This is a genomic window from Pseudomonas sp. HY13-MNA-CIBAN-0226 (genome assembly GCF_040310305.1).
GTDB classification, from domain to species: domain Bacteria; phylum Pseudomonadota; class Gammaproteobacteria; order Pseudomonadales; family Pseudomonadaceae; genus Aquipseudomonas; species Aquipseudomonas gregormendelii.
The window spans coordinates 173864-197862 of record NZ_JBEOPS010000011.1 but is presented as its reverse complement, the minus strand read 5'-3'; the positions used below and the strand labels follow the sequence as shown (position 1 = coordinate 197862).

The following is a 23999-nucleotide window of genomic DNA, read 5'->3' as shown; positions in this document are numbered from 1 at the left end:
AGGTCAGTGTTTAACAGCATTGGCCGAAAACTCTCTACAAGCCTAGCATTTGCAGTGTTCCGGCACAGCCCGGGTCCATATTGAGATGATTTCTATCATGTCCTCCGCTGCATCTTTCCGCACAGAAAAAGACCTGCTTGGCGTACTTGAAGTACCTGCTCAAGCGTATTACGGCATCCAGACCCTGCGAGCGGTGAATAATTTCCGTCTCTCCGGCGTTCCGATTTCGCATTACCCGAAGCTGGTTGTCGGCTTGGCAATGGTCAAACAGGCCGCCGCTGACGCCAACCGCGAGCTGGGTCACCTGAGCGAAGCCAAGCACGCTGCCATCAGCGAAGCCTGTGCACGATTGATCCGCGGTGATTTCCACGAAGAGTTCGTGGTGGACATGATTCAAGGCGGCGCTGGCACTTCGACCAACATGAATGCCAACGAAGTCATCGCCAACATCGCACTGGAGGCCATGGGTCACCAGAAAGGCGAATACCAATACCTGCACCCGAACAACGACGTGAACATGGCGCAGTCGACCAACGACGCCTACCCGACTGCGATCCGCCTGGGTCTGCTGCTGGGTCACGACGCACTGCTGGCCAGCCTCGACAGCCTGATCCAGGCGTTCGCCGCCAAGGGTGAAGAATTCAGCCACGTGTTGAAGATGGGGCGTACCCAGCTGCAAGACGCGGTGCCGATGACCCTCGGCCAGGAATTCCGCGCCTTCGCCACCACCCTGAGTGAAGACCTGGCACGCCTGAAGACACTGGCTCCCGAGTTGCTGACTGAAGTGAACCTGGGCGGCACAGCCATCGGTACCGGCATCAACGCCGACCCGCGCTACCAGCACCTGGCCGTTCAGCGCCTGGCGTTGATCAGCGGACAACCGCTGGTACCGGCTGCCGACCTGATCGAAGCCACCTCGGACATGGGCGCCTTCGTGCTGTTCTCCGGCATGCTCAAGCGTACAGCAGTCAAACTGTCGAAGATCTGCAACGACCTGCGACTGCTGTCCAGCGGCCCGCGCACCGGCATCAACGAAATCAACCTGCCGGCACGTCAGCCAGGCAGCTCGATCATGCCCGGCAAGGTCAACCCGGTAATCCCGGAAGCAGTGAACCAGGTGGCGTTCCAGATCATCGGCAACGACCTGGCCCTGACCATTGCGGCCGAAGGCGGCCAGCTGCAGCTGAACGTGATGGAGCCGCTGATCGCGTTCAAGATCTTCGACTCGATCCGCCTGCTGCAACGCGCCATGGACATGCTGCGCGAGCACTGCATCGTCGGCATCACCGCCAACGAAGAACGCTGCCGTGAACTGGTCGAGCACTCGATCGGCCTGGTCACCGCACTGAACCCGTACATCGGCTATGAAAACGCCACCCGCATCGCCCGTATTGCCCTGGAAAGCGGCCGTGGCGTGCTGGAGCTGGTGCGTGAAGAAGGCTTGCTCGACGACGAAATGCTCGCCGACATCCTGCGCCCGGAAAACATGATTGCTCCGCGTCTGGTCCCGCTTAAAGCCTGAGCCGACACGTTGTTTGCAGTACCGCTCACCAGGTCGAGGGACTAGACACCTCTCACCTTTTGAGGGCTTGGGGACTTGCTCCCCAGGCCCTTTTTTTTACCGAAAAACCCGTGGGAGCGAGCCTGCTCGCGATGGCGGTGGCAAACCTGGATTAGATGGGACTGATAAACCGCTTTCGCGAGCAGGCTCGCTCCCACACAAAAGCATGGGTATAGTGCCGCCCCTCTTCGCGTGAGCGGTCGTCGGTAACGAGGCCCAAACCCATGCGAAACCCGAACTAATAACAAACCCGCGATTTGGAACCGGGACGAAAACTTCGCCTCGCCTGTTTTGCCGTGCGCAAATCGGTGTAACGCGATGTTTCTGCCCCGCCCAGCATTTGCCTACACAAAAAAACAGCGAGGAATAATCCATGCTCGAAGTCATTAACGACTTCCTCTCAGGAAAAGTACTGATCGTGCTCATTGTCGGGCTCGGTAGCTACTTCACGATCCGCTCGCGTTTCGTACAACTGCGCCACTTCTTCCACATGTTCGCAGTGTTCCGTGACAGCCTCAAAAGCAGCGCCGGGCAATTGAGTTCGTTCCAGGCCCTGATGCTCAGCCTCGCCGGCCGCGTCGGTGCAGGCAACATCGCCGGGGTCGGCATCGCCGTGACCCTGGGTGGCCCGGGCGCTGTGTTCTGGATGTGGGTAACTGCACTGGTCGGCATGTCCAGCAGCTTCTTCGAATGTTCCCTCGGCCAGCTCTACAAGCGCTGCGATTCCGAAGGCCAGTACCGTGGCGGCCCGTCCTACTACATCCAGCACGGCCTGCAGAAACGCTGGCTGGGCATGACCATGGCATTCCTGCTGCTGATCACCTTCGGCTTCGCCTTCAACGGCTTGCAGTCCCACGCCGTGACCCACTCGCTGAACAACGCCTTCGGGCTCGACACCACTTACACCGGTATCGGTCTGGCAGTGCTGCTGGGCCTGGTGTTCATTGGTGGTATCAAGCGTATCGCCAAGGTCGCCGACCTGCTGGTTCCCGTAAAAACCCTGGTGTACATCGGCGTGACCATCTACGTGATCGTGCTGCAGTTCGATCAAGTGCCAGGCATGTTGATGACCATCGTCAAAAGCGCTTTCGGTCTCGACCAGGCGTTCGGCGGCCTGATCGGCAGCGCGATCATCATGGGCGTGAAGCGCGGCGTGTTCGCCAACGAAGCAGGCCTGGGCAGTGCGCCTAACGTGGCGGCGGTGGCTTCGGTCGAGCACCCGGTGGCACAAGGCGTGGTGCAGGCGTTCAGTGTGTTCCTGGATACTTTCGTGATCTGCACCTGTACCGCTCTGCTGATCCTGCTCTCGGGTTTCTATACCCCTGGTTTCGAAGGCGATGGCATTGCCCTGACCCAGAACTCGCTGGCAGCCGTAGTGGGCGAGTGGGGCCGGATGTTCATTTCCGTGGCGCTGGCCCTGTTTGTGTTCACTTCGATTCTCTACAACTACTACCTGGGCGAGAGCAACCTGCGCTTCCTGATCGGTGAAAATCGCAAGGCGCTGATGGGTTACCGCGCGTTGGTATTGGTGCTGATCTTCTGGGGCGCGATCGAAAACCTGGGCACGGTGTTCGCATTCGCCGACATCACCATGACCATGCTGGCCTTCGTCAACCTGATCGCGCTGTTCCTGCTGTTTAACGTCGGCATGCGCATCCTGCGTGACTACGACGACCAGCGCGCTGCCGGCATCAAGACGCCGGTGTTCGATTCGAGCAAGTTCCCGGACCTGGACCTCGACCTGAACGCCTGGCCAGCCAAGCCACCAGCCGCAGCCACCCAGGCTGAAGCTGAAGCGCAAGGCGTACCCGCAGCGCAACGCTGATCGGTGAATGACGGGCGCATCCCCTGCGCTCGTCAGTTAAAATGTAAAACCTGTGAGAGCAAGCCTGCTCGCGATAGCGCTACGACAGACACTGCAATGTCGGCTGCCAGTGCGCTATCGCGAGCAGGCTCACTCCCACACGTCATGTCTTGTGGAGATTTGCCCATGGTTCCCAGTTCCTACCCTGCCGCCCAGCACGTCATGGTGCTCTACACCGGCGGCACCATCGGCATGCAGGCCAGTGCCAACGGCCTGGCCCCGGCGTCCGGTTTCGAAGCACGAATGCGCGAATACCTGCACAGCCAGCCTGAGCTGGTGGTGCCCCAGTGGCGTTTTCGCGAGATGTCGCCGCTGATCGACAGCGCCAACATGAGCCCGACGTATTGGCAGCAACTGCGTGAAGCGGTGGTTGACGCCGTCGATGTCCAGGGCTGCGACAGCGTGTTGATCCTGCATGGCACCGACACGCTCGCCTACAGCGCGGCGGCCATGAGCTTTCAGTTGCTCGGCCTGCAGGCCCGGGTATGTTTCACCGGTTCGATGCTGCCGGCCGGCGTCGCTGACAGCGATGCCTGGGAAAATCTCGGCGGAGCATTGGTGGCGCTTGGGCATGGTGTGGCCCCAGGTGTGCATTTGTATTTCCATGGCGAACTGCTGGACCCGACTCGTTGCGCGAAAGTACGCAGTTTCGGTCGGCACCCGTTCAAGCGTCTGGAGCGTCAGGGTGGTGGTGCGAAAGCGTCTGCTGTGCCGATGCAGCTTGGCTACCAGCAACACAGGCAGCTGGCGAAAGTGGCAGTGATGCCGCTATTCCCAGGGATTGGCGCCGAGCAACTGGACGGCGTGCTCAACAGCGGCATTCAAGGCCTGGTGCTGGAGTGCTACGGCAGCGGCACCGGGCCGAGCGACAACCCCGAGTTTCTCGCCGCGCTGTCGCGGGCCCGGGATAAAGGTGTGGTGGTGGTCGCGGTAACCCAGTGCCATGAAGGTGGCGTAGAGCTGGACGTGTACGAAGCTGGCAGCCGATTGCGCGGCGCTGGCGTGCTTTCCGGCGGCGGCATGACCCGTGAAGCGGCGTTCGGCAAGTTGCATGCGTTACTGGGTGCCGGTCTGGACTCCGCTGAGGTACAGCGGCTGGTCGAGCTGGACCTGTGCGGCGAGCTCAGCTGACATACAAAACCTGTGGGAGCTTGCTCGCGATAGCGGACGTCAGTCACATCAATGTTGAATGTGCCGCCGCATCGCGGGCAAGCCCGCTCCCACAGGTTCATCATTGGGCACATAACTTGCTGCGTTCCAGCCATCCCCAGGCTGGAAGCCGCCCATGCTCCACTCCCACCTCACCACCCTCAACGCCGTTTCCCTCGTGCTTGACGCCTTCAAGGCCAAAGGCCTGTCCAGCGACGCCCTGCTCGCCGGCAGCGGTATCAGTGCGGCGGATCTGAACCGGGCGGACACGCGCATCACGACCAACCAGGAGATGCAGGTCTGCGCCAACGCGGTCGCGCTCAAGCGTGATATCGGCCTGGAACTGGGCCGGAGAATGCACGTTTCATCCTACGGCATGCTCGGTTATGCCCTGCTCACCAGTGCCACCTTCGGTGACGCTTTGCGCCTGGCGATGCGCTATCCGGCGCTGTTGGGAACACTTTTCGAGTTGAGCCTGGAAGAGGACGATGAGCGCATCTGGTTCGTCGCCGCCGATTACCGGGAGAACCCGGCACTGGCGGTGTTCAACGCCGAGTTCTGCCTGGTGTCTTTGAAAGTCATCTGCGACGACCTCCTCGGGCACCCCCTGCCGTTGCTGGCGGCGCGCCTGGAACACCCGGCGCCTGACTATCAGGCGATCTACGCCGAGCACTTCGACTGCGCCCTGCACTTCGACGCGCGGGACAACGCGTTCGCCTTCGACAAGCGCTGGCTGGACCACCCCCTGCCACTGGCCGACACCATCACCCATCAAGCCATGGCCGAGCGCTGCCGCAAGCAGAATCTCGAATTCACTGGACGGCAGGCATGGCTGGGGCGGATCCGGCAGTTGCTGCGCGCACAGCTCAATGCCGCACCGGGCCTCGAAGGCCTGGCGCAGCAGATGAATTGCTCCGCGCGCACGTTACGTCGCCATCTCAAGGAGTTGGGGTGCAGCTATCAGGAACTGCTCGACGAGTTGCGCTTCGAACAGGCCAAACACATGTTGTGCGAAGACCAGATGCCGATCTACCGGATTGCTGAAGCGCTGGGCTTCAGCGAGACCGCCAGTTTTCGACATGCATTCGTGCGCTGGAGTGGCGTAGCGCCAAGCCAGTTCCGCCCCTGAAAAATCGTTTAGGGGCGAATTTCGGTCACATTTTTTGGCCATATTGATCCCCTTTTGGCCTTTCCTGCCGTTCTCCGAATTGCCCTGCGCGAGCAAGACTGTGTTCAACCGAATCAGCCTGCGGAGAACAAGAAATGCTGACCATCTACTCTGACGACCATCACCTGCACCACGGCCGCTGCGAATTGATAGACGGGCAACTCAAGCCCTGCTTTGAAATGCCCTCGCGTGCAGACCACGTGCTGCAACGCGTGCAGAACCAGAACCTCGGCCCCGTGCATGCACCGAAAGATTTCGGCCTCGACCCCATCGCCCGTATCCACAGCCGCGACTACCTGGACTTCTTCAAGGGCGCCTGGACACGCTGGACTGAATTTAATACTGACGGCGACTTGCTGCCGTACACCTGGCCGGCGCGGACCTTGCGTGCAATCAAACCCACCAGTCTGCACGGCCAACTCGGCTACTACAGCTTCGACGGCGGCGCCCCGATTACCGCCGGCACCTGGCAGGCGGCCTACAGCGCAGCGCAAGTTGCACTCACCGCACAGGCCCAGATCCAGGCCGGCGCCCACAGTGCCTTTGCCCTTTGCCGCCCACCGGGACACCACGCGGCCAGCGACTTGATGGGTGGGTACTGCTACCTCAACAACGCCGCCATTGCCGCTCAAGCCTTCCTCGACCAAGGCCATGGGAAAGTCGCAATCCTCGACGTCGACTACCACCACGGCAACGGCACCCAATCGATTTTCTACGAGCGCAACGACGTACTGTTCACCTCGATCCACGGCCATCCGGAAGCCGAGTTTCCGTTCTTTCTCGGCTACGATGATGAGCTGGGTGAAGGCGCAGGCGAAGGCTTCAACTTCAACTACCCATTGCCCGCTGGCAGCGGCTGGGATGCCTGGAGCGCGGCGCTGGAACAAGCCTGCAAAGAAATCGAAACATACGGTGCCGACATCGTTGTGGTGTCCTTGGGTGTCGATACATTCAAGGACGACCCGATCTCTCAATTCAAGCTCGACAGCCCGGATTACCTGGCGATGGGCGAGCGCATCGCCAAGCTGGGGGTGCCGACCCTGTTCGTGATGGAAGGCGGCTATGCCGTGGAGGAAATCGGCATCAATGCGGTGAACGTTCTTGAAGGTTTCGAACGCGCTCAATGAGGAAACAATAACAATGAACAGACTCAAGCGTCTTATCGCGCCAGTGTTGTGCGCCACGGTGCTCGGCGGCGCAGCTCAGGCTGAAGAGCGAACCTTGCGCGTCTACAACTGGTTCGACTACATCACCCCCAAGGCCCTGGAAGACTTCAAGGCACAAAACACCCAGACCAAACTGGTCTACGACATCTTCGACACCAATGAAGCGCTCGAAGCCAAGTTGCTGACCGGTAACTCCGGCTACGATGTGGTGGTGCCGTCCAACGTGTTCCTCGCCAAACAGATCGAGGCAGGCGTGTTCCAGCCGCTGGACCGCAGCAAACTGCCGAATTGGAGTCACCTTGATCCCAAGTTGATGAAGCTGATCGAAGCCAACGACCCGGGCAACAAATTTGCGGTGCCCTACATGTACGGCACCATCCTGATCGGTTTCAACCCGGACAAGGTCAAGGCCGCCCTGGGCGACAAGGCGCCTGTCGACAGTTGGGACCTGATCTTCAAGGAAGAAAACATCAGCAAGCTCAAGCAGTGCGGAGTCGCCCTGCTGGATTCGCCATCGGAGATCCTGCCACTGGCCCTGCAACACCTCGGCCTGGACCCAAACAGCAAGCAGCCTGCGGACTACGCCAAGGCTGAAGCTCTGCTGATGAAAATCCGGCCCTATGTCACCTACTTCCACTCCTCCAAGTACATGGCCGACATCGCCAACGGTGACATCTGCGTTGCCGTCGGTTACTCGGGCAGCTTCTCCCAGGCCGCCAACCGCGCCAAGGAAGCCAACAATGGTGTGAGCGTCGACATGCGCCTGCCCAGGGAAGGCGCACCGATCTGGTTCGATATGCTGGCTATTCCAAAGGGTGCGAAGAACACCGAAGACGCTTACACCTTCATCAATTATCTGCTGCAACCGCAGGTGATTGCGCCGGTCAGCGACTTCGTCGGTTACCCCAACCCGAACAAGGACGCTACCGAACTGGTTGACCCGGCGATTCGCAATAACCCCAACCTGTACCCGACCGACTCGGCGATGAGCACGCTCTATACCCTGCAACCTCTGCCGCGCGATGCCGAACGGGCACGCACCCGTGCCTGGACCAAAATCAAGTCAGGCACTTGAGTAATCATTGAGCTGAGCCTGTCGATGGACTGTTACGCACACTCAATGAGCCGGCACTGCGCACGCCCTATCTGGACCTGAAACCGCTGGCAAATATCGCCTCGTAGCGGCTACCGGCGCCAAACCTTTTCCAGGCGGCCCAGTGCAGCGCGGATGGCTTGCTCTGGAACCGCCGCGAAACCCAGGACCAGTCCGGCCCGCTGGCCCAGGGGGGTTGAAGAGTCCGGCAACCAATAGCTGCTCAGCGGATTGATCTCCACATCGACGCTGGCGGCCTGCTCGACCAGCTCCTGCTCTCGGCGCGGCGAGTCGACCGCCACCGTCAGATGCAGCCCGGCGGCCACGCAGGGCAGGCTGCCGATGCCGGCAATCGCCTGCGGCCAACCAGCCAGGAGGGTATTACGTCGGCTAAGAGCGGCGCGGCGCATGCGGCGGATGTGCCGCTGGAAATGCCCGGCGGCCATGAACTCGGCCATGACCGCCTGGGTGCTGACCTCGGAATGTCGCACGTCCACCGCCCGACGCTGGGAAAACGCCTGCACCAGTGCCGGCGGCAACACCAGGTATCCCAGGCGCAGCGCCGGAAAGGCGACTTTGCCAAAAGTGCCGACGTACAGGACCCGGCCGTGGCGATCGAGTGCCGCCAGCGGTGCCAGGGGGGCGCCGCTGTAACGGTATTCTCCGTCATAGTCATCCTCGACGATCCAGCCTCCGTTGCGTTCAGCCCAGGCCAGCAACTCCAGTCGCCGCGCCAGGCTCATCACCACCCCTGTGGGGTATTGATGAGAAGGCGTTACGTAGGCGAGGCGGCAATCGTCAAGGCTGGCCAGCTGGTTGCAATCAATACCCTCATTGTCCACCGCCACCCCATGCAACCGCGCACCGGCCACCGCGAACGCATGCCCCGCCGCCCGGTACCCCGGATTTTCCAGCGCCACCCCGTCCCCCGGCTCCACCAGCAGCTGTGCACAAAGGCTAATTCCCTGTTGCGCACCACTGGTGATCACTATTTGCTCAGCGGTGCACTGCATTCCCCGGGAACTACGCAAATACGCGGCAATCAACCCTCGCAATCGCGCATCGCCGGCCGGATCGCCGTAGCACAACTGCTGCAAGTCCGGTTTACGCCAGAAAGCCGCGTTCAGCTTGGCCCATATCTCAAAAGGGAACAGGTCGAACGCCGGCACACCCACCCGAAATGCCCGAGGCGGCCCGCTGGGTGGTGTCGCTAAATGGTTCTTTTCGACCCGTTCCAGAGCACCATTGTGGATAACTTTACTGGATGAAATTACAGGTAATTCCAGCCAATTTGTGGATAAGGCTGTGGACAAGCCTGTTGAAAACCCTGTGGATACTTTTGTGGATAGTTTTTTGTCGAGCGAGTCCGCCTGGGGCAATTGCGCGACATAAGTCCCGTCTCCCACTCGCCCCTCGATAAACCCTTCGGCATACAGTTGATCGTACGCCCGCACCACGCTATTGCGGGAAATTGCCAGCGCTGACGCCAGATCGCGTGTTGCAGGCAATCGGGTGCCACTGGCCAGCCGTCCATCCAGCACGCGCAGTCGTAAAGCCTGGTAAAGCTGTCGACTCAGACCCTGGCGTCGATCGAGTTCGATACCAGCCGGATTGAACGACAGGGAAAGCAGCGACTGGCTCATGGTAATGGACCTATGAAATTGGTCGTTAATGGCTCTTACAACAGACCAATAGCCTGCCTAGGATGCAGGCATTCGCCAAGGAATTTTTCCATGTACAACCCAAGCAGCTTTGCCATCCACGATTTGGACGAACTGCAGCAGCAGATACTCGCCACCCGTCTCGCCCTGGTCGTCACCCATGGCGAACAAGGCTTGCAAGCCAGGCACCTGCCCCTGTTGCTGCGCGGCGACGAAGGTCCCAATGGCACGCTCTACGGTCATTTCGCCAGGGCCAATCCACAGTGGAAGGAACTGCACAATGGTGCTGAAGCGATGGTGATATTTGCCGGTGCCGATGCCTATGTCAGCCCCGGGTTTTACCCCAGCAAAGCCGAGCACGGCAAAGTCGTGCCCACCTGGAACTACATCGCCGTGCACGCGTACGGCACTGCCGAGGTGTTCAGCGATGCCGGGCGTCTGCTGGAGCTGGTCAGCGGCTTGACCGATCGTCATGAAGCGACCCGCGCGCAGCCGTGGAAAGTGAGCGACGCTCCGGCCGACTACATTGACGGGATGCTCAAGGCCATCGTCGGCTTTGCCCTGCCAATCCAGCGCCTGGAAGGTAAACGCAAACTCGGCCAGAACCGCAGCCCCGCCGATTATGCCGGCGTGCGCGAAGGACTCGGCGCCAGCCCCGATGCGCATGACCAGGCCCTCGCTCACCTGATGCGTTAAGGAACCAACATGAGTCAGCTCGACATCCGCCAGGTCACCGCCGGCGATCACGCCGCCTGGCTACCTTTGTGGCAAGCTTATCTGGACTTTTACAACACCCAGCTGCCTGAAGCGGTCACCCGAAGCACCTGGGAGCGCATACTCGATCCAGGCGAGCCGACCCATGCCGCGCTGGCCTGGGCGGGTGGTCGAGCGGTGGGCATGGTGCATTTCATCTACCATCGATCAAACTGGAGCATCGAGAATTCCTGCTACCTGCAGGACCTGTTGGTGGCACCACACAGCCGCGGCACGGGCGTCGGCCGCCAGTTAATCGAATTCGTCTACGCCACCGCCAAAAACGATGGCTGCTGCAAGGTCCACTGGTTGACTCACGACACCAACGCCACGGCGATCCAGCTCTACGAGCGTATCGCCGAGCGGCCCGGTTTCATCCAGTTCCGTAAAGCCCTTTAAGGTTCAAGGAGAACAGCATGTCGACTTCACTCGCGGACTGGAAAGGCGTCCCGGCCCCCTCGGTTAAAACCATCGAAGGTCGGTTTATCCGCCTTGAGAAACTCGATCCGGCCCGTCACGCCGATGGCTTGTTCAAAGCCCTGCAAGGTCCAGGTGCCGATCCCAAGCTGTGGGATTACCTGCCTTATGGTCCGTTTCCAGAGCGCGGGGTGTTCGACGATTGGTTGAACAATCATTCGGCCCACAGCGACCCCTATTTTTTCAGCGTGATCGACCGCGCCAGCGGTGAGGTGCAGGGCATCCTCAGCCTGATGTCGATCGTTGCGGCCCAGGGCCGCATCGAGATCGGCCACGTAACCTTCGGCGCACCCATGCAACGCTCACCGAAAAGCACCGAGGCCGTGTATCTGCTGGCCAGGGAATCGTTTGCCTTGGGTTACCGCCGCCTGGAGTGGAAGTGCAACAACGGCAACGCTCGCTCCAAGTACGCGGCCGAGCGGCTGGGATTCAGCTTTGAAGGGGTGTTCCGCCAGCACATGGTGGTCAAGGGCCAGAACCGCGACACCGCCTGGTATTCGATCCTGGACTCGGAGTGGCCGGCCATCGGCGCGGGCTTCGAACAGTGGTTGTCGGATGAAAACCAGACGACGTCGGGTCAGTTGAAGACGCTGGCGGAGTGCCGGGCTTAGGGAATGATCGGCTTACCGGCGGTGGCGCGTGAGCCATCGCAATCGCCGGCAAGCCGGCTCCTACGGATTGGCGGCGCGGCGTAGTTCAACGCTCACTATCGCGCCGCAGCCGCACCACCCCCATTTTCATTCCAAAAGGTCTGAACACTGCATTCAGGGATTTCAACGTCTGATTCCCCTCCCCATGCTCGATATGTACCAGCGTGCGCACCGAAATCTTGCACATTTTCGCAAACTGCGTCTGGTGCAGGCCCGTGACCTCCACACGTAAACGGCGAACCGCCTCGCCGATTTCAAGAGTGCCTTGGGCAAGTGCCTCCCGGATGCTCTCAATGAGCTTTGTGCGCTCTGCAACCGTCATGCTCATTTCAAGTCCCACTCTATCAAACGGTGCTCCAGGCTTTTCAAGGCAATTCGCGGGTGATTCATCGTCGCGTCAGGCAAACCACTGGCACTTAGAATGTCGGGAAGTGCAGCCAGGCGTCGGGCATCCGCACGCAGGCGCTCGTAGATTTGCGATGCATCGCCGAGTGTGGCCAATGGGTCATTCGGATCGGCCAGTTCAGCCACGGCGCTACACACGCCACGCCAATCCACGTCACCTGCCCGTTCCAGTTCTTTTGGCCACTTGGTAGTACGTGTAACACCTTCATCGTCCATCACCATCGGTGCCAGATCGTAAATCGGTGCCAGTCGAAACGAATCAGTGCCACGGATAATCGCGGTGTTGCGACCATGGTTGTCTGAGTTACCGAGAATCTTATTGATCAAGTCGCGTCTCAGATAATCAGCGAGCAAATCAGGGATTTCAATTTGCAGGCTTGTCTCGGCCGATGCGAGCCATTAGAAATCTTTTCGCCGCTCCTGCAGGTGCAATGTCATACACGAACGCCGGGGCATTGGAGCGCCATCCATCCCAATCCAGTGGAAGCCTGGCACTCACAGCTTTCGCGAAAGGTGTTCCGATGGATTCATAGTTGTCGGCCAGATAACTCTGTTCGTAACCGAAACTGCAGCGGCTCTCAAAGCCTTTTTCAGGGCTGTCAAAGCTCAAGACCATGGCGTCGCGCCAGGTAGCGTCGATGTAGACCTGTAAGGTGAGGTTATACATGCCATCTTCACCTGCATTTAAATGCACATTTTGACGTCAATTGCGAAGTCAATACGCAATATAGTGCATTCAGACCTGGGAAGCACCCTTGCGAACTGCAGTAGAATGCAGATCAAGTTAAAACTTTTAATAAAAAACGCAAAATAATGCAGATGCCAGACGCTTGTCGGCAACCGCCCAAACGACAGCCAAAAAAAAGGGGAGCACATGCCCCCCCGAGGTTTAAAGCGGTGTACCGAGGCTGTTAATCAGCCTTCGATCTCGATCAGGATTTCGCCCGGGTTCACCCGGTCGCCCTTGGCCACGTGAATGGCGGTAACTTTGCCGGCGATGGCGGCCTGGACTTCGGTTTCCATTTTCATCGCTTCGGTGATCAGCACGGCCTGCCCGGCTTTCACCACGTCGCCTTCCTTGACCAGCACGTCGACAATGTTGCCCGGCATGGTGGTGCTGACATGGCCAGGCGCCGTGGCTTGCTTGCGCTTGCTGCTGCCGCCGCTGACGAATTCATTGAGCGGTTCGAACACCACTTCTTCCGGCATGCCGTCGATGGACAGGTAGAAGTGACGCTTGCCTTCAGCCTTGACGCCGACACCGGTGATGTCGACTCGGTAGGTTTCACCGTGAACGTCGATCACGAACTCGGTCGGCACGCCTTCGCCACCGGCCGAGGTCACGCCACCGGCTTCTGGAATCGGCAGCAACACTTCAGGCGTCAGGGTGCCTGCGGCACGCTCTTCGAGGAATTTGCGCCCGATGTCCGGGAACATGGCGTAGGTCAGCACGTCTTCTTCGGACTTGGCCACCGAGCCGATTTCAGCACGCAGCTTGGTCATTTCCGGCTTGAGCAGATCAGCCGGGCGCACGTCGATCACTTCCTCGCTACCGATCGCCTGGCGACGCAGTTTTTCATTAACGGTGCCCGGCGCCTTGCCATAGCCACCTTGCAGGTAGAGCTTCACTTCATTGGTGATGGTCTTGTAGCGCTCGCCGGCCAGCACGTTGAAGAACGCCTGGGTGCCGACGATCTGCGAAGTCGGGGTCACCAGCGGCGGGAAACCGAGGTCCTCGCGAACACGCGGGATCTCGGCCAGCACTTCGGCCATGCGGTTGAGGGCGCCCTGCTCTTTCAACTGGTTGGCCAGGTTGGAAATCATCCCGCCCGGCACCTGGTTGACTTGCACGCGGGTGTCGACGGCGGTGAACTCGCTTTCGAACTGGTGGTACTTCTTGCGCACGGCGTAGAAGTACAGACCGATTTCCTGCAGCAGTTCCAGATTCAGGCCGGTGTCGTACTCGCTGCCTTTAAGGGCGGCGACCATCGACTCGGTGCCCGGGTGGCTGGTGCCGGAGGCGAAGCTGGAGATCGCGGTGTCGATGTGGTCGGCACCGTTCTCGATCGCCTTGAGCTGGCACATGGTGGCCAGGCCCGCGGTGTCGTGGGAGTGGATGAACACCGGCAGGGACTGCTCTGCTTTCAACGCACGGACCAGTTCGCCAGTGGCATAAGGGGTCAGCAGACCGGCCATGTCCTTGATCGCCACCGAGTCGCAACCCATGGCCTCCATCTGCTTGGCCTGGGCCACAAACGCATCGATGGTGTGCACAGGGCTAGTGGTGTAGGCGATGGTGCCCTGGGCATGCTTGCCGGCAGCCTTCACGGCTTCGATGGCCGTGCGCAGGTTACGTACGTCGTTCATCGCGTCGAAGATGCGGAAGACGTCGATGCCATTGACCGCAGCCTTGGCGACGAAGGCTTTGACCACATCGTCGCTGTAGTGGCGGTAGCCCAACAGGTTCTGGCCACGCAGGAGCATTTGCAGGCGAGTGTTAGGCAGCGCGGCGCGCAGTTGGCGCAGGCGCTCCCACGGGTCTTCTTTCAGGAAGCGTACGCAGGCGTCGAATGTCGCACCGCCCCAGCATTCCAGCGACCAGTAGCCGACCTTGTCGAGCTTGTCGCAGATCGGCAGCATGTCTTCGGTGCGCATGCGGGTCGCGAGCAGCGATTGGTGGGCGTCGCGCAGGATCGTGTCGGTGACGTGGATTTTCTTGCTCATTGTTATATTCCTCACAGGCCTGCGTGGGCGGCGATGGCGGCGGCGATGGCCAGGGCCAGCTCTTCGGGTTTGCGCTTGATCGAGTAGTTGGTCAGTTCAGGGTGGCTTTCAACGAAGCTGGTATTGAACTGGCCACTACGGAATTCCGGGTTACGCAGGATTTCCTGGTAGTACGCGGCGGTGGTCTTGACCCCTTGCAGACGCATGTCGTCGAGGGCACGCAAGCCACGGTCCATCGCTTCTTCCCAGGTCAACGCCCAGACCACCAGTTTGAGGCACATGGAGTCGTAGAACGGTGGAATGGTGTAGCCGGTATAGATTGCCGTGTCGGTACGCACGCCGGGACCGCCGGGTGCGTAGTAACGGGTGATCTTGCCAAAGCTCGGCAGAAAATTGTTTTTCGGGTCTTCGGCGTTGATCCGGAACTGCAGGGCAAAACCGCGGTGCTGGATGTCTTCCTGTTTCACCGAAAGCGGCAAGCCGGACGCAATGCGGATCTGCTCACGCACGATGTCGATGCCGGTGATTTCTTCGGTGATGGTGTGCTCCACCTGCACCCGGGTGTTCATTTCCATGAAGTACACCTCGCCCTCGGCGAGCAGGAACTCCACGGTACCGGCGTTTTCGTAACCCACGGCTTTGGCCGCACGTACGGACAGGTCACCGATGTAGGCGCGCTGTTCCGGGGTCAGTTGCGGGCTCGGGGCAATCTCGATGAGCTTCTGGTTGCGTCGCTGGATCGAGCAGTCGCGCTCGAACAGGTGCACGACATTGCCGAAACTGTCGCCGAGGATCTGCGCTTCGATGTGCTTCGGGTTGACGATGCATTTTTCCAGGAACACTTCTGCCGAACCAAAGGCCTTGGTGGCCTCGGAAATCACTCGCGGGAATGCCTGTTCAAGTTCGTCCCGACTGTCGCAGCGTCGGATACCACGGCCACCGCCACCGGAGGTCGCCTTGAGCATCACCGGATAACCGATGCGGTCGCCTTCGATAAGCGCTTCCGCGATATCCGCGACGTTGCCTTCCGTGCCGGGTGTGACCGGTACTCCGGCCTTGATCATGCTGCGGCGCGCTTCGGTCTTGTCGCCCATGCGCCGAATCACTTCAGCCGAGGGACCGATGAACTTGATCCCGCGCTCGGCGCAGATGTCTGCCAGTTCGGCGTTTTCCGAAAGGAAACCGTAGCCGGGGTGCAGTGCATCGCAGCCGGTTTCTACCGCCAGGTTCACCAGCTTGCGCGCATTCAGGTAGCCGGCCAGAGGTTCGGCACCAATGCTGTGGGCTTCGTCTGCACGCTTCACGTGCAACGCGTGCCGATCGGCGTCGGAGTAGATTGCGACCGAGCGAATGCCCATCTCGGCGCAGGCACGTACGATTCGTACGGCAATCTCACCACGGTTGGCGATCAGGATCTTTTTTATCACTTGGAATTTCCCTTGAGCCGGTGGTACCCACAACCTGCTAGACCAGGTCGACGTGACCAAATGTTTCCATCTGGTCGCGAACCCACACTAGCGCTCACGAGGGATTAACAAAAATGAATAATTATTGGGTCAGGCATAAGTAAAGACTTATAGTTGCGTTACCGGCCATGGTTCAGAGCGAAGAAAAAATGCGTAAGTCCTTGATGCGAATGACATTACGCCAACTTCAGATCTTCAATGAGGTGTGTGATCTACGGTCCTACAGCCGTGCAGCCGAGGAAATGTCGCTGACACAGCCAGCTGTCAGCCTGCAGATTCGGCAGATCGAAGAACTGATCGGGCAGCCATTGTTTGATTATGTTGGCAAAAAACTCTACATGACCGAGGCCGCCGAAGCACTCCAGCGAGCCAGCCGGGACATCTTCGGCCGCCTGGAAAACCTCGACATGCAGCTGTCGGACATGCAGGGATCGCTGCAGGGACAGCTCAAGCTGGCAGTGGAATCCAGCGCCAAGTATTTCGTGCCGCACTTGTTTGCCGCCTTCAAGCGCCAACACCCCGAGGTCAATCTGCAGCTGACGGTGGTCAATTGCGGGCAGGTGATTCGGCGCCTGTCGGATAACCGCGATGACCTGGTGATCATGTCCATGGTGCCACAGGACATGGGGCTCGAATTCCTGCCTTTCCTGAACAACCCGATAGTCGCGGTGGCGCCGCCGGACCATCCGCTGTGCCATTTGGGACCGCTGCGCTTGCAGGATCTGGAACCTTATACCTTGCTGCTGCGCGAACCCGGCTCCGGCACTCGCCTGGCCTGCGAGGAGTACTTCAAGGAAAAGCGCGTGCACTTCAACCAGACCCAGGAAGTCTCGTCGGCCGAAGCCCAGCGCGAGTGTGTACTGGCAGGTTTGGGCGTGGCGCTGTTGACGCGTCACGCCCTGAACCTGGAACTGGCGACCGGCGGATTGATCGAGCTGCCGGTGGAAGAGTTACCGCTGTACCGCAGCTGGTGCCTGGTGCAGGCCAAGGCGAAGCGCCTGTCACCGGTGGCTCACGCATTCCTTGCGTTTATCCGCAGCGAGCGGGTGCAGATCAGCGCCCTGGTTGAGCGTTTCGACGGGAAGCTGCGGGCGCTGCCTGCCAGTAGTTGAGTTCGAGCTCGTCAGGAAAGCCGCCGATTTCAGCCAGCAGCTGGCGGCGCTCGCAGCGGTCTTCGATGGCGCGGCGAAACTCCATGCGGCGCTGGTCTTCCTGCTGACGACGGGTTCTGACGGCGCTGTTGCGTTCTTCGTAGGGCTGGGCCATTTCGAGTCTCCCAAGGCGATTACGGGAGTTTCAAGATAGGCGCGGGGGATGACGGTTTGGCGGCATGTGCGTTACAGGGGTGTGAACATTTACAGATCAAAAGATCGCAGCCTTCGGCAGCTCAGGGTACGTGAATTCCCGTAGCCGCTGCCGAAGGCTGCGATCCTTTGATCTTAATCGTCCAGCGCCTTCACCGACTTGGGCGACAACCGCAAGCTGCGCAAGCTGCGCTTCACGCTCTTGAGGTGGTTCACCAGGCTCGGGCCGCGCGCCATGGCCACGCCCATCGCCAACACATCGATCACCACCAGGTGGGCAATACGTGAAGTCAGCGGCGTGTAGATCTCGGTGTCTTCATGCACATCGATCGCCAGGTTGACGGTCGACAACTCGGCCAGCGGGGTCTGGCTCGGGCACAGGGTGATCAGCGAAGCACCGCTTTCACGCACCAGGTTGGCCGTGATCAGCAAATCCTTCGAGCGCCCGGATTGCGAAATGCAGATGGCTACATCGGTGGGTTTTAGGGTCACCGCCGACATGGCCTGCATGTGCGGGTCGGAATATGCCGCCGCCGTCAGCAACAAACGAAAGAATTTGTGCTGGGCATCTGCTGCCACTGCGCCCGACGCACCAAAGCCGTAGAACTCTACCCGCTGGGCCTGGGACATCAGTGTCACTGCGCGCTGCAACTCGATCGGGTCGAGCCGCTCGCGCACTTCCATCAGGGTATGCAGGGTGGTATCGAAGATTTTCAGACTGTAGTCGGCGACCGAATCGTCTTCGTGAATCGCGAACTGTCCAAAACTCGCGCCCGCCGCCAGGCTCTGCGCCAGCTTGAGTTTCAGGTCCTGGAATCCGGAACAGCCGATGGCCCGGCAAAACCGCACGATGGTCGGTTCGCTGATGCCCACGCTGTGGGCCAGGTCTGCCATGGAACTGTGCATCACCGCCGCCGGGTCAAGCAGCACGTGGTCGGCGACCTTGAGCTCCGACTTGCGTAAGAGGTGGCGTGACTGGGCGATGTGTTGCAACAGATTCAAAGGTCTGGACTCTTTGTTATTGGCAGGCGCCGTGATGTAGCGAGCTTGTAGTTATACTACATGAATTGGCTTTTTGCCTGCTCAATCCGTAACCGAATCCCTCGTTTTCAGCAGAGCATGGCTCCATGTAGCGCCAATCACGCCTTCACGGATTTACTTCGAGCCCTGCAACTGCAGAAGGCTCGCTAGCTGTTGCGCCTCAACGGGCTTGCTGATCAGGTAGCCCTGCACCTCATCACAATGTTCGCCTCGCAGGAACTCAAGTTGCTCGGGCCGCTCCACTCCCTCAGCCACCACTTTCAACGACAAGCCATGGGCCATGGCGATGATCGCGCGGGTGATCGCGGCATCCATCTGCCCCTCGCCCAGGCCGCGAATAAACGTCTGATCGATTTTCACGTAGTCCACCGGAATGCGCTTGAGGTAACTCAAAGACGAATAGCCGGTGCCAAAGTCGTCGATCGCCAGTTTTACCCCCAGGTCCCGTAGCTGCTGGAACGTCGAAATGATGTGCTCGACGCTGTCCAGCAACTGACTTTCGGTCAGTTCAAGCTCAAGGTATTGCGGCGCCAGCCCGGTTTCTTCCAGCACCTGTCGAACCAGGCTGACCAACTTGCCCTGACGCAGCTGATGCACAGACAGATTGACCGACACACGAATCGGCTCGAGCCCCTGGCGCTGCCACTCGCACGCTTGCCAGCAGGCCTGACGCAGCACGAACTCGCCGATCGGACCGATCAACCCGGTTTCCTCGGCCAGGCCAATGAACTCTGCAGGCGACACCCTGCCCCTGTCGGGATGATCCCAGCGCACCAAGGCTTCGGCGGCATTCAGGCGTCCCGTGGCGAGGCAGAGCTTGGGTTGGTAGAACACTTTAAGCTGCTTCTCATCGATCGCTTTGCGCAGCTGGTTTTCCAGCTGCAATCGCTCCAGGGTGCTGGCTTGCAGGCTCTCGGTGTAGAACTGGAAATTATTGCCACCCAAGTGTTTGGCATGCTGCATGGCCATGTTCGACTGGCTGACCAGCGCTGAGATTTCCCGGGCGTTGTCCGGGAGCATACTGATGCCCATCGACGCACTGACTACCAGCTCATGTCCGTCGATGTTCAATGGCAAACGCAACTTGGCGGACACCCGTGTCGCCACCCGGGCCAGACTGGAGAGGTTGGCGTAGCTGTCAAACAGCACGGCAAATTCGTCGCCGGACAAGCGTGCAATAGTTTCGGCCTCGGGCAGCGCACTTACCAACCTGCGGGCGATTTTCTGCAATAGCTCGTCGGCAATGTCATGGCCCAGGCTCTCGTTGAGCAACTTGAACCGGTCCAGATTGATATGCAGCAACGCCAGGCTGCGCCCGCCCTGACGCATCCGTTGATGAGCCTCGCGCAGGCGCTCGCGGAACAGCGAGCGGTTGGCCAGGCCCGTCAACTCGTCGTAATGGGTGAGAAACCGCATCCGTTCTTCGGATTCGCGCCTGGCCGAAAGATCAGCGAAGAAGCCGACAAGATGACTTACATTTCCCCGATTATCACGCACCGCACTTAGCTGCAACCACTGCGGATACAACTCACCATTTTTCCGCGTCTCCACCAGTTCGCCCTGCCAGCTGCCATGCTGCTCCAGTGCCTGGCGAATGGCGCTGTAGTGCCGGCGAGCGTCACGACTGCACGGCAGATCGACCACACTCAGTCCGAGCAGGTCTTCGATCTCATAGCCGGTCACTCGGCAGAAGGCCTGATTAGCGGCGATCAGGGCGTAATTGGGATCGAAAATCACAATGCCTTCACTGGCCGCTTCAAAGACCGTCGCAGCCAGTTGCTGTTGCGTTTCGTGGTGCTTGCTGACGCTGATGTTGCGTCGAGTCCCGACCATGCGCACCACCCGGCCATTTTCGCCGCGCTCCACCGCCCGTCCACGGTCCTCGATCCATACCCAGTGACCGTCACCGTGACGCACGCGGTATTCGATCTGATAGTCCTCGCTGCGACCCTTCAGGTGCTCAACCAATGCGCGCTTGAGCGCCGGCAGGTCCTCGGGGTGCAGGCGTGGCTTGAGATGGCGCAGCATGGCCGTCACTAACTCTGGCTCCAGGCCGAACAATTCCTGAAGCTGCGTGTGGTGGACTTCGTCCGTCTGCAGGTTCCAGTCCCACAACCCGAGCTCACTGGCTTTCAGCGCCAATGCCAGACGCGCCTCGCTTTTACTGAGGGCCTGGTTGGCCAGGTCGAGTTCGAGGCTGCGCTGGGCAACACGGCCTTCCAGCCCGGCCTGAATGGCCCGTAGTTCAGCTTCCGCGCAATTACGCTGCTCAACCTCCCTGGCCAGCTTCTTATTCAGTTGATCGCTGCTGGTTTGAGCCTGCTGCAGGTGCTCGATCAGTGCCTGATTCTGGAAGCGACGCAACAAGCCGCGATCGATCAGCCGGTTGACCTGCCAGGCGACCACGCTCAACGCCCCCAGCAAAATCAGGCCGAACCAGCCCCAGCCCTGGCCTTGCTCATCGCCGCCCCAAAACAGATAGGCGATCGCCGGCAACAGACAGGGCAACGTAAACGAAAGAAACGCCGGGAGGCTGACGGCGTACGCCACGCTCGCTGACAGCGCAGCGGCCCCGATCAGGCCAAATACCCAGGCTTGCTGGATGAAGGTGTCCGCCGGGACCAGTGCGATACCGGCACCCGCCAAGGTCAAGCCGGTCAGACCCGAGCCGAGCATGAACATGCGGCGCCAGACCGGATGCGCCTGACGGTTGGGGATCGCTGAGTCGAAAGCCGCAACCTGGATAACCCGCAACGCCACCAGTGAGAGCAACCACACCAGCCAGATGCTGACCAGAAAGTAGCGTTGCGGGCTCCAGAGCAGGCCGGCGCAGACCAGGCCATTGATCAGCATGAACAAAGTAGGCAGCAGCGATCCCTGGTAAAGCAGACGCGTGCGCTCCACCGCCATTTCCATGGCGTATTGTCTGCGGATAACCCGGGGCTCCACGGAGGGGCCCGACAGGTCGATGCTGAGGGTCATAGGCAATATTCTTGTTCTTATAATGGTGAGCTTGTGCCCGAATCGTCGACGGAGCATACACAAGCACGTGGCTGGACCAAACCGCCGCCCACTATAAAAAACATGAAATCTGCGGTTGCACTTGCCCCCTGAAAAGCCGCAGAGCAAGCCCCGCCAGCGCTTGCAGGCAGTGACTGACCGGTCGTCATCCGTGCGTCTTTCATCGGCTAATGCAAAGCTCGGTTTGCCCGGTGTGACGGCGCACCCTAGAATGCCCCGATGCGCGATGATCTCTCCCTTCTGCTGAACTCCCTCAACGATGCCCAACGCCAGGCCGTAGCTGCCTCCGTGGGTCGTCAGTTGGTCCTGGCCGGTGCTGGTTCCGGTAAAACCCGAGTGCTGGTGCACCGTATCGCCTGGTTGATCCAGGTCGAGAACGCCTCACCCCACTCGATCCTGTCGGTGACCTTTACCAACAAGGCCGCTGCCGAGATGCGTCATCGCATCGAGCAGCTGATGGGTATCAACCCGGCCGGCATGTGGGTAGGCACCTTCCACGGCCTGGCGCACCGCTTGTTGCGGGCGCATTGGCAGGAAGCCGGCCTGAGCCAGACCTTCCAGATTCTCGACAGCGACGACCAGCAGCGGCTGGTCAAGCGGGTGATCCGCGAGCTGGGGCTGGACGAACAACGCTGGCCAGCGCGCCAGGCGCAATGGTTCATCAACGGGCAGAAAGACGAAGGCCTGCGGCCACAACACATCCAGGCCAGTGGCGACCTGTTCCTGGCGACCATGCGCAGCATCTACGAAGCCTATGAGGCCGCTTGCCTGCGCGCAGGTGTCATCGATTTCTCCGAACTGCTGCTGCGCGCACTCGACCTGTGGCGTGATCACCCAGGCCTGCTGGCGCATTATCAAAAACGCTTCCGGCACATTCTGGTGGACGAATTCCAGGATACCAACGCCGTGCAGTACGCCTGGCTGCGCCTGCTGGGCAAGGGCGGCGACAGCCTGATGGTTGTAGGCGATGACGACCAGTCGATTTACGGCTGGCGCGGCGCGAAAATCGAAAACATTCATCAGTACTCCTCCGACTTCCCGGATTCGCAAACCATCCGCCTGGAGCAGAACTACCGCTCCACGGCCGGCATCCTCAAAGCGGCCAATGCCCTGATCGCCAACAACACCGGGCGCCTGGGCAAAGAACTGTGGACGGACGGCGGCGATGGCGAGGCGATCAACCTGTACGCGGCTTTCAACGAGCACGATGAGGCGCGTTACGTTGTCGAAACCATCGAAAGCGCGCTGAAAACTGGCCTTGCACGCAGCGATATCGCAATTCTGTATCGCTCCAACGCCCAATCTCGCGTTCTGGAAGAAGCCTTGCTGCGCGAACGCATTCCGTATCGCATCTATGGCGGCCAGCGCTTCTTCGAGCGTGCAGAAATCAAGAACGCCATGGCGTACCTGCGGTTACTGGAAGGTCGAGGCAACGACGCCGCCCTGGAACGGGTGATCAACGTGCCCGCCCGTGGCATCGGTGAGAAAACCGTCGAAGCGATCCGCGAGCATGCGCGCCATAGCGACGTCTCGATGTGGGAAGCCATGCGCCTGCTGGTGGCCAACAAGGGCCTTACCGGACGTGCTGCCGGCGCCTTGGGAGGCTTTATCGAGCTGATAGAGAACCTCGCCGCCAAATGCATGGAAATGCCGCTGCACCTGATGACCCAGACTGTTATCGAGCAGTCCGGGCTGATTGCCTACCACGAAGCGGAAAAAGGTGAAAAAGGCCAGGCACGGGTGGAAAACCTTGAGGAACTGGTCAGCGCTGCCCGCAACTTCGAAAACACCGAGGAAGACGAGGACCTCACGCCGCTGGCCGCATTCCTCGGCCACGCCTCGCTGGAGGCCGGGGATACCCAGGCCGACGAACACGAAGACAGCATTCAGCTGATGACGTTGCACAGCGCCAAGGGCCTGGAATTCCCTTATGTGTTCCTGGTGGGCATGGAAGAAGGCCTGTTCCCGCACAAGATGAGCCTGGAAGAACCCGGACGCCTTGAAGAAGAACGCCGCCTGGCCTACGTCGGCATCACACGGGCCATGCAGAACCTGGTAATGACCTACGCCGAAACCCGCCGCCTGTATGGCAGCGAGACCTACAACAAGGTGTCGCGCTTCGTACGTGAGATCCCGAAGGGTCTTATCCAGGAAGTACGCTTGTCGAACAGCGTCAGCCGGCCCTTCGGCGGCAACCAGTCGATGAGTGGCAGCAACCTGTTCAGTGGCAGTGAAATTCCGGAAACCGGCTTCAGCCTGGGTCAGACGGTGCGTCACTCAATCTTTGGCGACGGCGTGATCCTCAACTTCGAAGGCGCCGGCGCCCAGGCCCGGGTGCAGGTGAACTTCAGCGAAGGCAGCAAATGGCTGATGCTCGGCTACGCCAAGCTGGAAGCCGTCTAGGGACCTGCAAGCAGGTCTTGCAGGTAGGAGCGGCGGTGCGGCTCGCTCGTGAATACCGTGTATCAGCTGGCATCCATGCCAGGTACTAAACGG

The 23999-nt window shown here is 60.0% G+C and carries 18 protein-coding genes and 1 pseudogene; 11 read left to right on the top strand and 8 right to left on the bottom strand.

Annotation, left to right across the window (positions count from 1 at the left end; all coding sequences use genetic code 11):
- Positions 1-97 precede the first annotated feature (97 nt).
- The 6 genes from aspA (at position 98) to AAEZ05_RS14425 (ending at position 7983) form a co-directional block, all read left to right on the top strand.
- Positions 98-1522, top strand: coding sequence for an aspartate ammonia-lyase (gene aspA / locus AAEZ05_RS14450; RefSeq protein WP_045057795.1), 1425 nt, complete (start codon positions 98-100; stop codon positions 1520-1522).
- A 412-nt stretch (positions 1523-1934) separates the two neighbouring features.
- Positions 1935-3386 (top strand): alanine/glycine:cation symporter family protein, encoded by a 1452-nt coding sequence (locus tag AAEZ05_RS14445; protein WP_350647839.1) that lies wholly within the window; start codon positions 1935-1937, stop codon positions 3384-3386.
- Between the two features lie 165 nt (positions 3387-3551).
- Complete coding sequence (locus tag AAEZ05_RS14440) at positions 3552-4556, top strand: asparaginase (RefSeq protein ID WP_350647837.1); 1005 nt, start codon at positions 3552-3554, stop codon at positions 4554-4556.
- Positions 4557-4710: 154 nt separating this feature from the next.
- On the top strand, positions 4711-5703 hold the full coding sequence (locus tag AAEZ05_RS14435) for an AraC family transcriptional regulator (protein ID WP_045057792.1): 993 nt from the start codon (positions 4711-4713) through the stop codon (positions 5701-5703).
- A gap of 134 nt (positions 5704-5837) precedes the next feature.
- Positions 5838-6869: a histone deacetylase family protein gene (locus tag AAEZ05_RS14430; protein ID WP_045057791.1), complete on the top strand. Its 1032-nt coding sequence runs from the start codon at positions 5838-5840 to the stop codon at positions 6867-6869.
- A gap of 13 nt (positions 6870-6882) precedes the next feature.
- On the top strand, positions 6883-7983 hold the full coding sequence (locus AAEZ05_RS14425) for a polyamine ABC transporter substrate-binding protein (protein WP_350647835.1): 1101 nt from the start codon (positions 6883-6885) through the stop codon (positions 7981-7983).
- A 110-nt stretch (positions 7984-8093) separates the two neighbouring features.
- Here the strand turns inward: AAEZ05_RS14425 and pdxR are convergent, their stop codons facing one another.
- The gene (gene pdxR / locus AAEZ05_RS14420) at positions 8094-9644 is read right to left on the bottom strand and encodes a MocR-like pyridoxine biosynthesis transcription factor PdxR (RefSeq protein ID WP_350647833.1); all 1551 of its coding nucleotides are present in this window, start codon (positions 9642-9644) and stop codon (positions 8094-8096) included.
- A gap of 90 nt (positions 9645-9734) precedes the next feature.
- Here pdxR and AAEZ05_RS14415 point away from each other — a divergent pair, with 90 nt between their 5' ends.
- Genes AAEZ05_RS14415 through AAEZ05_RS14405 form a run of 3 tightly spaced genes read left to right on the top strand, consistent with a single transcriptional unit; the run spans position 9735 to position 11503 of the window.
- Positions 9735-10358 (top strand): FMN-binding negative transcriptional regulator, encoded by a 624-nt coding sequence (locus AAEZ05_RS14415; protein ID WP_350647831.1) that lies wholly within the window; start codon positions 9735-9737, stop codon positions 10356-10358.
- Positions 10359-10367: 9 nt separating this feature from the next.
- Positions 10368-10814: a GNAT family N-acetyltransferase gene (locus AAEZ05_RS14410; RefSeq protein ID WP_350647829.1), complete on the top strand. Its 447-nt coding sequence runs from the start codon at positions 10368-10370 to the stop codon at positions 10812-10814.
- A 17-nt stretch (positions 10815-10831) separates the two neighbouring features.
- A complete protein-coding gene (locus AAEZ05_RS14405) occupies positions 10832-11503 on the top strand; it encodes a GNAT family N-acetyltransferase (RefSeq protein WP_350647827.1) in 672 nt (223 codons plus the stop codon).
- Positions 11504-11588: 85 nt separating this feature from the next.
- On the opposite strand, the gene AAEZ05_RS14400 is transcribed toward AAEZ05_RS14405, so the two are convergent.
- From AAEZ05_RS14400 to AAEZ05_RS14385, 4 genes and pseudogenes are all read right to left on the bottom strand, one after another.
- On the bottom strand, positions 11589-11870 hold the full coding sequence (locus AAEZ05_RS14400) for a helix-turn-helix domain-containing protein (protein ID WP_045060833.1): 282 nt from the start codon (positions 11868-11870) through the stop codon (positions 11589-11591).
- Positions 11867-12614 (bottom strand): annotated as a pseudogene (locus AAEZ05_RS14395) (HipA domain-containing protein). Before AAEZ05_RS14395 ends, AAEZ05_RS14400 begins: the two are co-directional and overlap by 4 nt.
- Before the next feature lie 248 nt (positions 12615-12862).
- The gene (gene oadA / locus AAEZ05_RS14390) at positions 12863-14671 is read right to left on the bottom strand and encodes a sodium-extruding oxaloacetate decarboxylase subunit alpha (protein ID WP_045060834.1); all 1809 of its coding nucleotides are present in this window, start codon (positions 14669-14671) and stop codon (positions 12863-12865) included.
- A gap of 11 nt (positions 14672-14682) precedes the next feature.
- Positions 14683-16098 (bottom strand): acetyl-CoA carboxylase biotin carboxylase subunit, encoded by a 1416-nt coding sequence (locus tag AAEZ05_RS14385; RefSeq protein ID WP_045060835.1) that lies wholly within the window; start codon positions 16096-16098, stop codon positions 14683-14685.
- A gap of 188 nt (positions 16099-16286) precedes the next feature.
- On the opposite strand from AAEZ05_RS14385, the gene AAEZ05_RS14380 reads away from it, so the two are divergent.
- Complete coding sequence (locus tag AAEZ05_RS14380) at positions 16287-17249, top strand: LysR family transcriptional regulator (RefSeq protein WP_350647825.1); 963 nt, start codon at positions 16287-16289, stop codon at positions 17247-17249.
- Here the strand turns inward: AAEZ05_RS14380 and AAEZ05_RS14375 are convergent.
- The 3 genes from AAEZ05_RS14375 to AAEZ05_RS14365 form a co-directional block, all read right to left on the bottom strand.
- On the bottom strand, positions 17191-17403 hold the full coding sequence (locus tag AAEZ05_RS14375) for a PA3496 family putative envelope integrity protein (protein WP_045060836.1): 213 nt from the start codon (positions 17401-17403) through the stop codon (positions 17191-17193). The genes AAEZ05_RS14380 and AAEZ05_RS14375 overlap by 59 nt on opposite strands.
- 173 nt (positions 17404-17576) lie before the next feature.
- Positions 17577-18443, bottom strand: coding sequence for a transcriptional regulator HexR (gene hexR / locus AAEZ05_RS14370; protein WP_045060837.1), 867 nt, complete (start codon positions 18441-18443; stop codon positions 17577-17579).
- A 153-nt stretch (positions 18444-18596) separates the two neighbouring features.
- Positions 18597-21464 carry an EAL domain-containing protein gene (locus AAEZ05_RS14365; RefSeq protein ID WP_350599597.1) on the bottom strand — a complete coding sequence of 956 codons (2868 nt, stop codon included), beginning with the start codon at positions 21462-21464 and terminating at the stop codon, positions 18597-18599.
- 258 nt (positions 21465-21722) lie between these two features.
- On the opposite strand from AAEZ05_RS14365, the gene uvrD reads away from it, so the two are divergent.
- Positions 21723-23906 (top strand): DNA helicase II, encoded by a 2184-nt coding sequence (gene uvrD, locus AAEZ05_RS14360; protein WP_122840952.1) that lies wholly within the window; start codon positions 21723-21725, stop codon positions 23904-23906.
- Positions 23907-23999 lie beyond the last annotated feature (93 nt).

What these genes read in the sequence shown, in the direction of transcription:
- aspA (WP_045057795.1), top strand. Translation starts at nt 98, where the DNA reads ATGTCCTCCGCTGCATCTTTCCGCACAGAAAAAGACCTGCTTGGCGTA.
- AAEZ05_RS14445 (WP_350647839.1), top strand. Translation starts at nt 1,935, where the DNA reads ATGCTCGAAGTCATTAACGACTTCCTCTCAGGAAAAGTACTGATCGTG.
- AAEZ05_RS14440 (WP_350647837.1), top strand. Translation starts at nt 3,552, where the DNA reads ATGGTTCCCAGTTCCTACCCTGCCGCCCAGCACGTCATGGTGCTCTAC.
- AAEZ05_RS14435 (WP_045057792.1), top strand. Translation starts at nt 4,711, where the DNA reads ATGCTCCACTCCCACCTCACCACCCTCAACGCCGTTTCCCTCGTGCTT.
- AAEZ05_RS14430 (WP_045057791.1), top strand. Translation starts at nt 5,838, where the DNA reads ATGCTGACCATCTACTCTGACGACCATCACCTGCACCACGGCCGCTGC.
- AAEZ05_RS14425 (WP_350647835.1), top strand. Translation starts at nt 6,883, where the DNA reads ATGAACAGACTCAAGCGTCTTATCGCGCCAGTGTTGTGCGCCACGGTG.
- pdxR (WP_350647833.1), bottom strand. Translation starts at nt 9,644, where the DNA reads ATGAGCCAGTCGCTGCTTTCCCTGTCGTTCAATCCGGCTGGTATCGAA.
- AAEZ05_RS14415 (WP_350647831.1), top strand. Translation starts at nt 9,735, where the DNA reads ATGTACAACCCAAGCAGCTTTGCCATCCACGATTTGGACGAACTGCAG.
- AAEZ05_RS14410 (WP_350647829.1), top strand. Translation starts at nt 10,368, where the DNA reads ATGAGTCAGCTCGACATCCGCCAGGTCACCGCCGGCGATCACGCCGCC.
- AAEZ05_RS14405 (WP_350647827.1), top strand. Translation starts at nt 10,832, where the DNA reads ATGTCGACTTCACTCGCGGACTGGAAAGGCGTCCCGGCCCCCTCGGTT.
- AAEZ05_RS14400 (WP_045060833.1), bottom strand. Translation starts at nt 11,870, where the DNA reads ATGAGCATGACGGTTGCAGAGCGCACAAAGCTCATTGAGAGCATCCGG.
- oadA (WP_045060834.1), bottom strand. Translation starts at nt 14,671, where the DNA reads ATGAGCAAGAAAATCCACGTCACCGACACGATCCTGCGCGACGCCCAC.
- AAEZ05_RS14380 (WP_350647825.1), top strand. Translation starts at nt 16,287, where the DNA reads ATGCGTAAGTCCTTGATGCGAATGACATTACGCCAACTTCAGATCTTC.
- AAEZ05_RS14375 (WP_045060836.1), bottom strand. Translation starts at nt 17,403, where the DNA reads ATGGCCCAGCCCTACGAAGAACGCAACAGCGCCGTCAGAACCCGTCGT.
- AAEZ05_RS14365 (WP_350599597.1), bottom strand. Translation starts at nt 21,464, where the DNA reads ATGACCCTCAGCATCGACCTGTCGGGCCCCTCCGTGGAGCCCCGGGTT.
- uvrD (WP_122840952.1), top strand. Translation starts at nt 21,723, where the DNA reads ATGCGCGATGATCTCTCCCTTCTGCTGAACTCCCTCAACGATGCCCAA.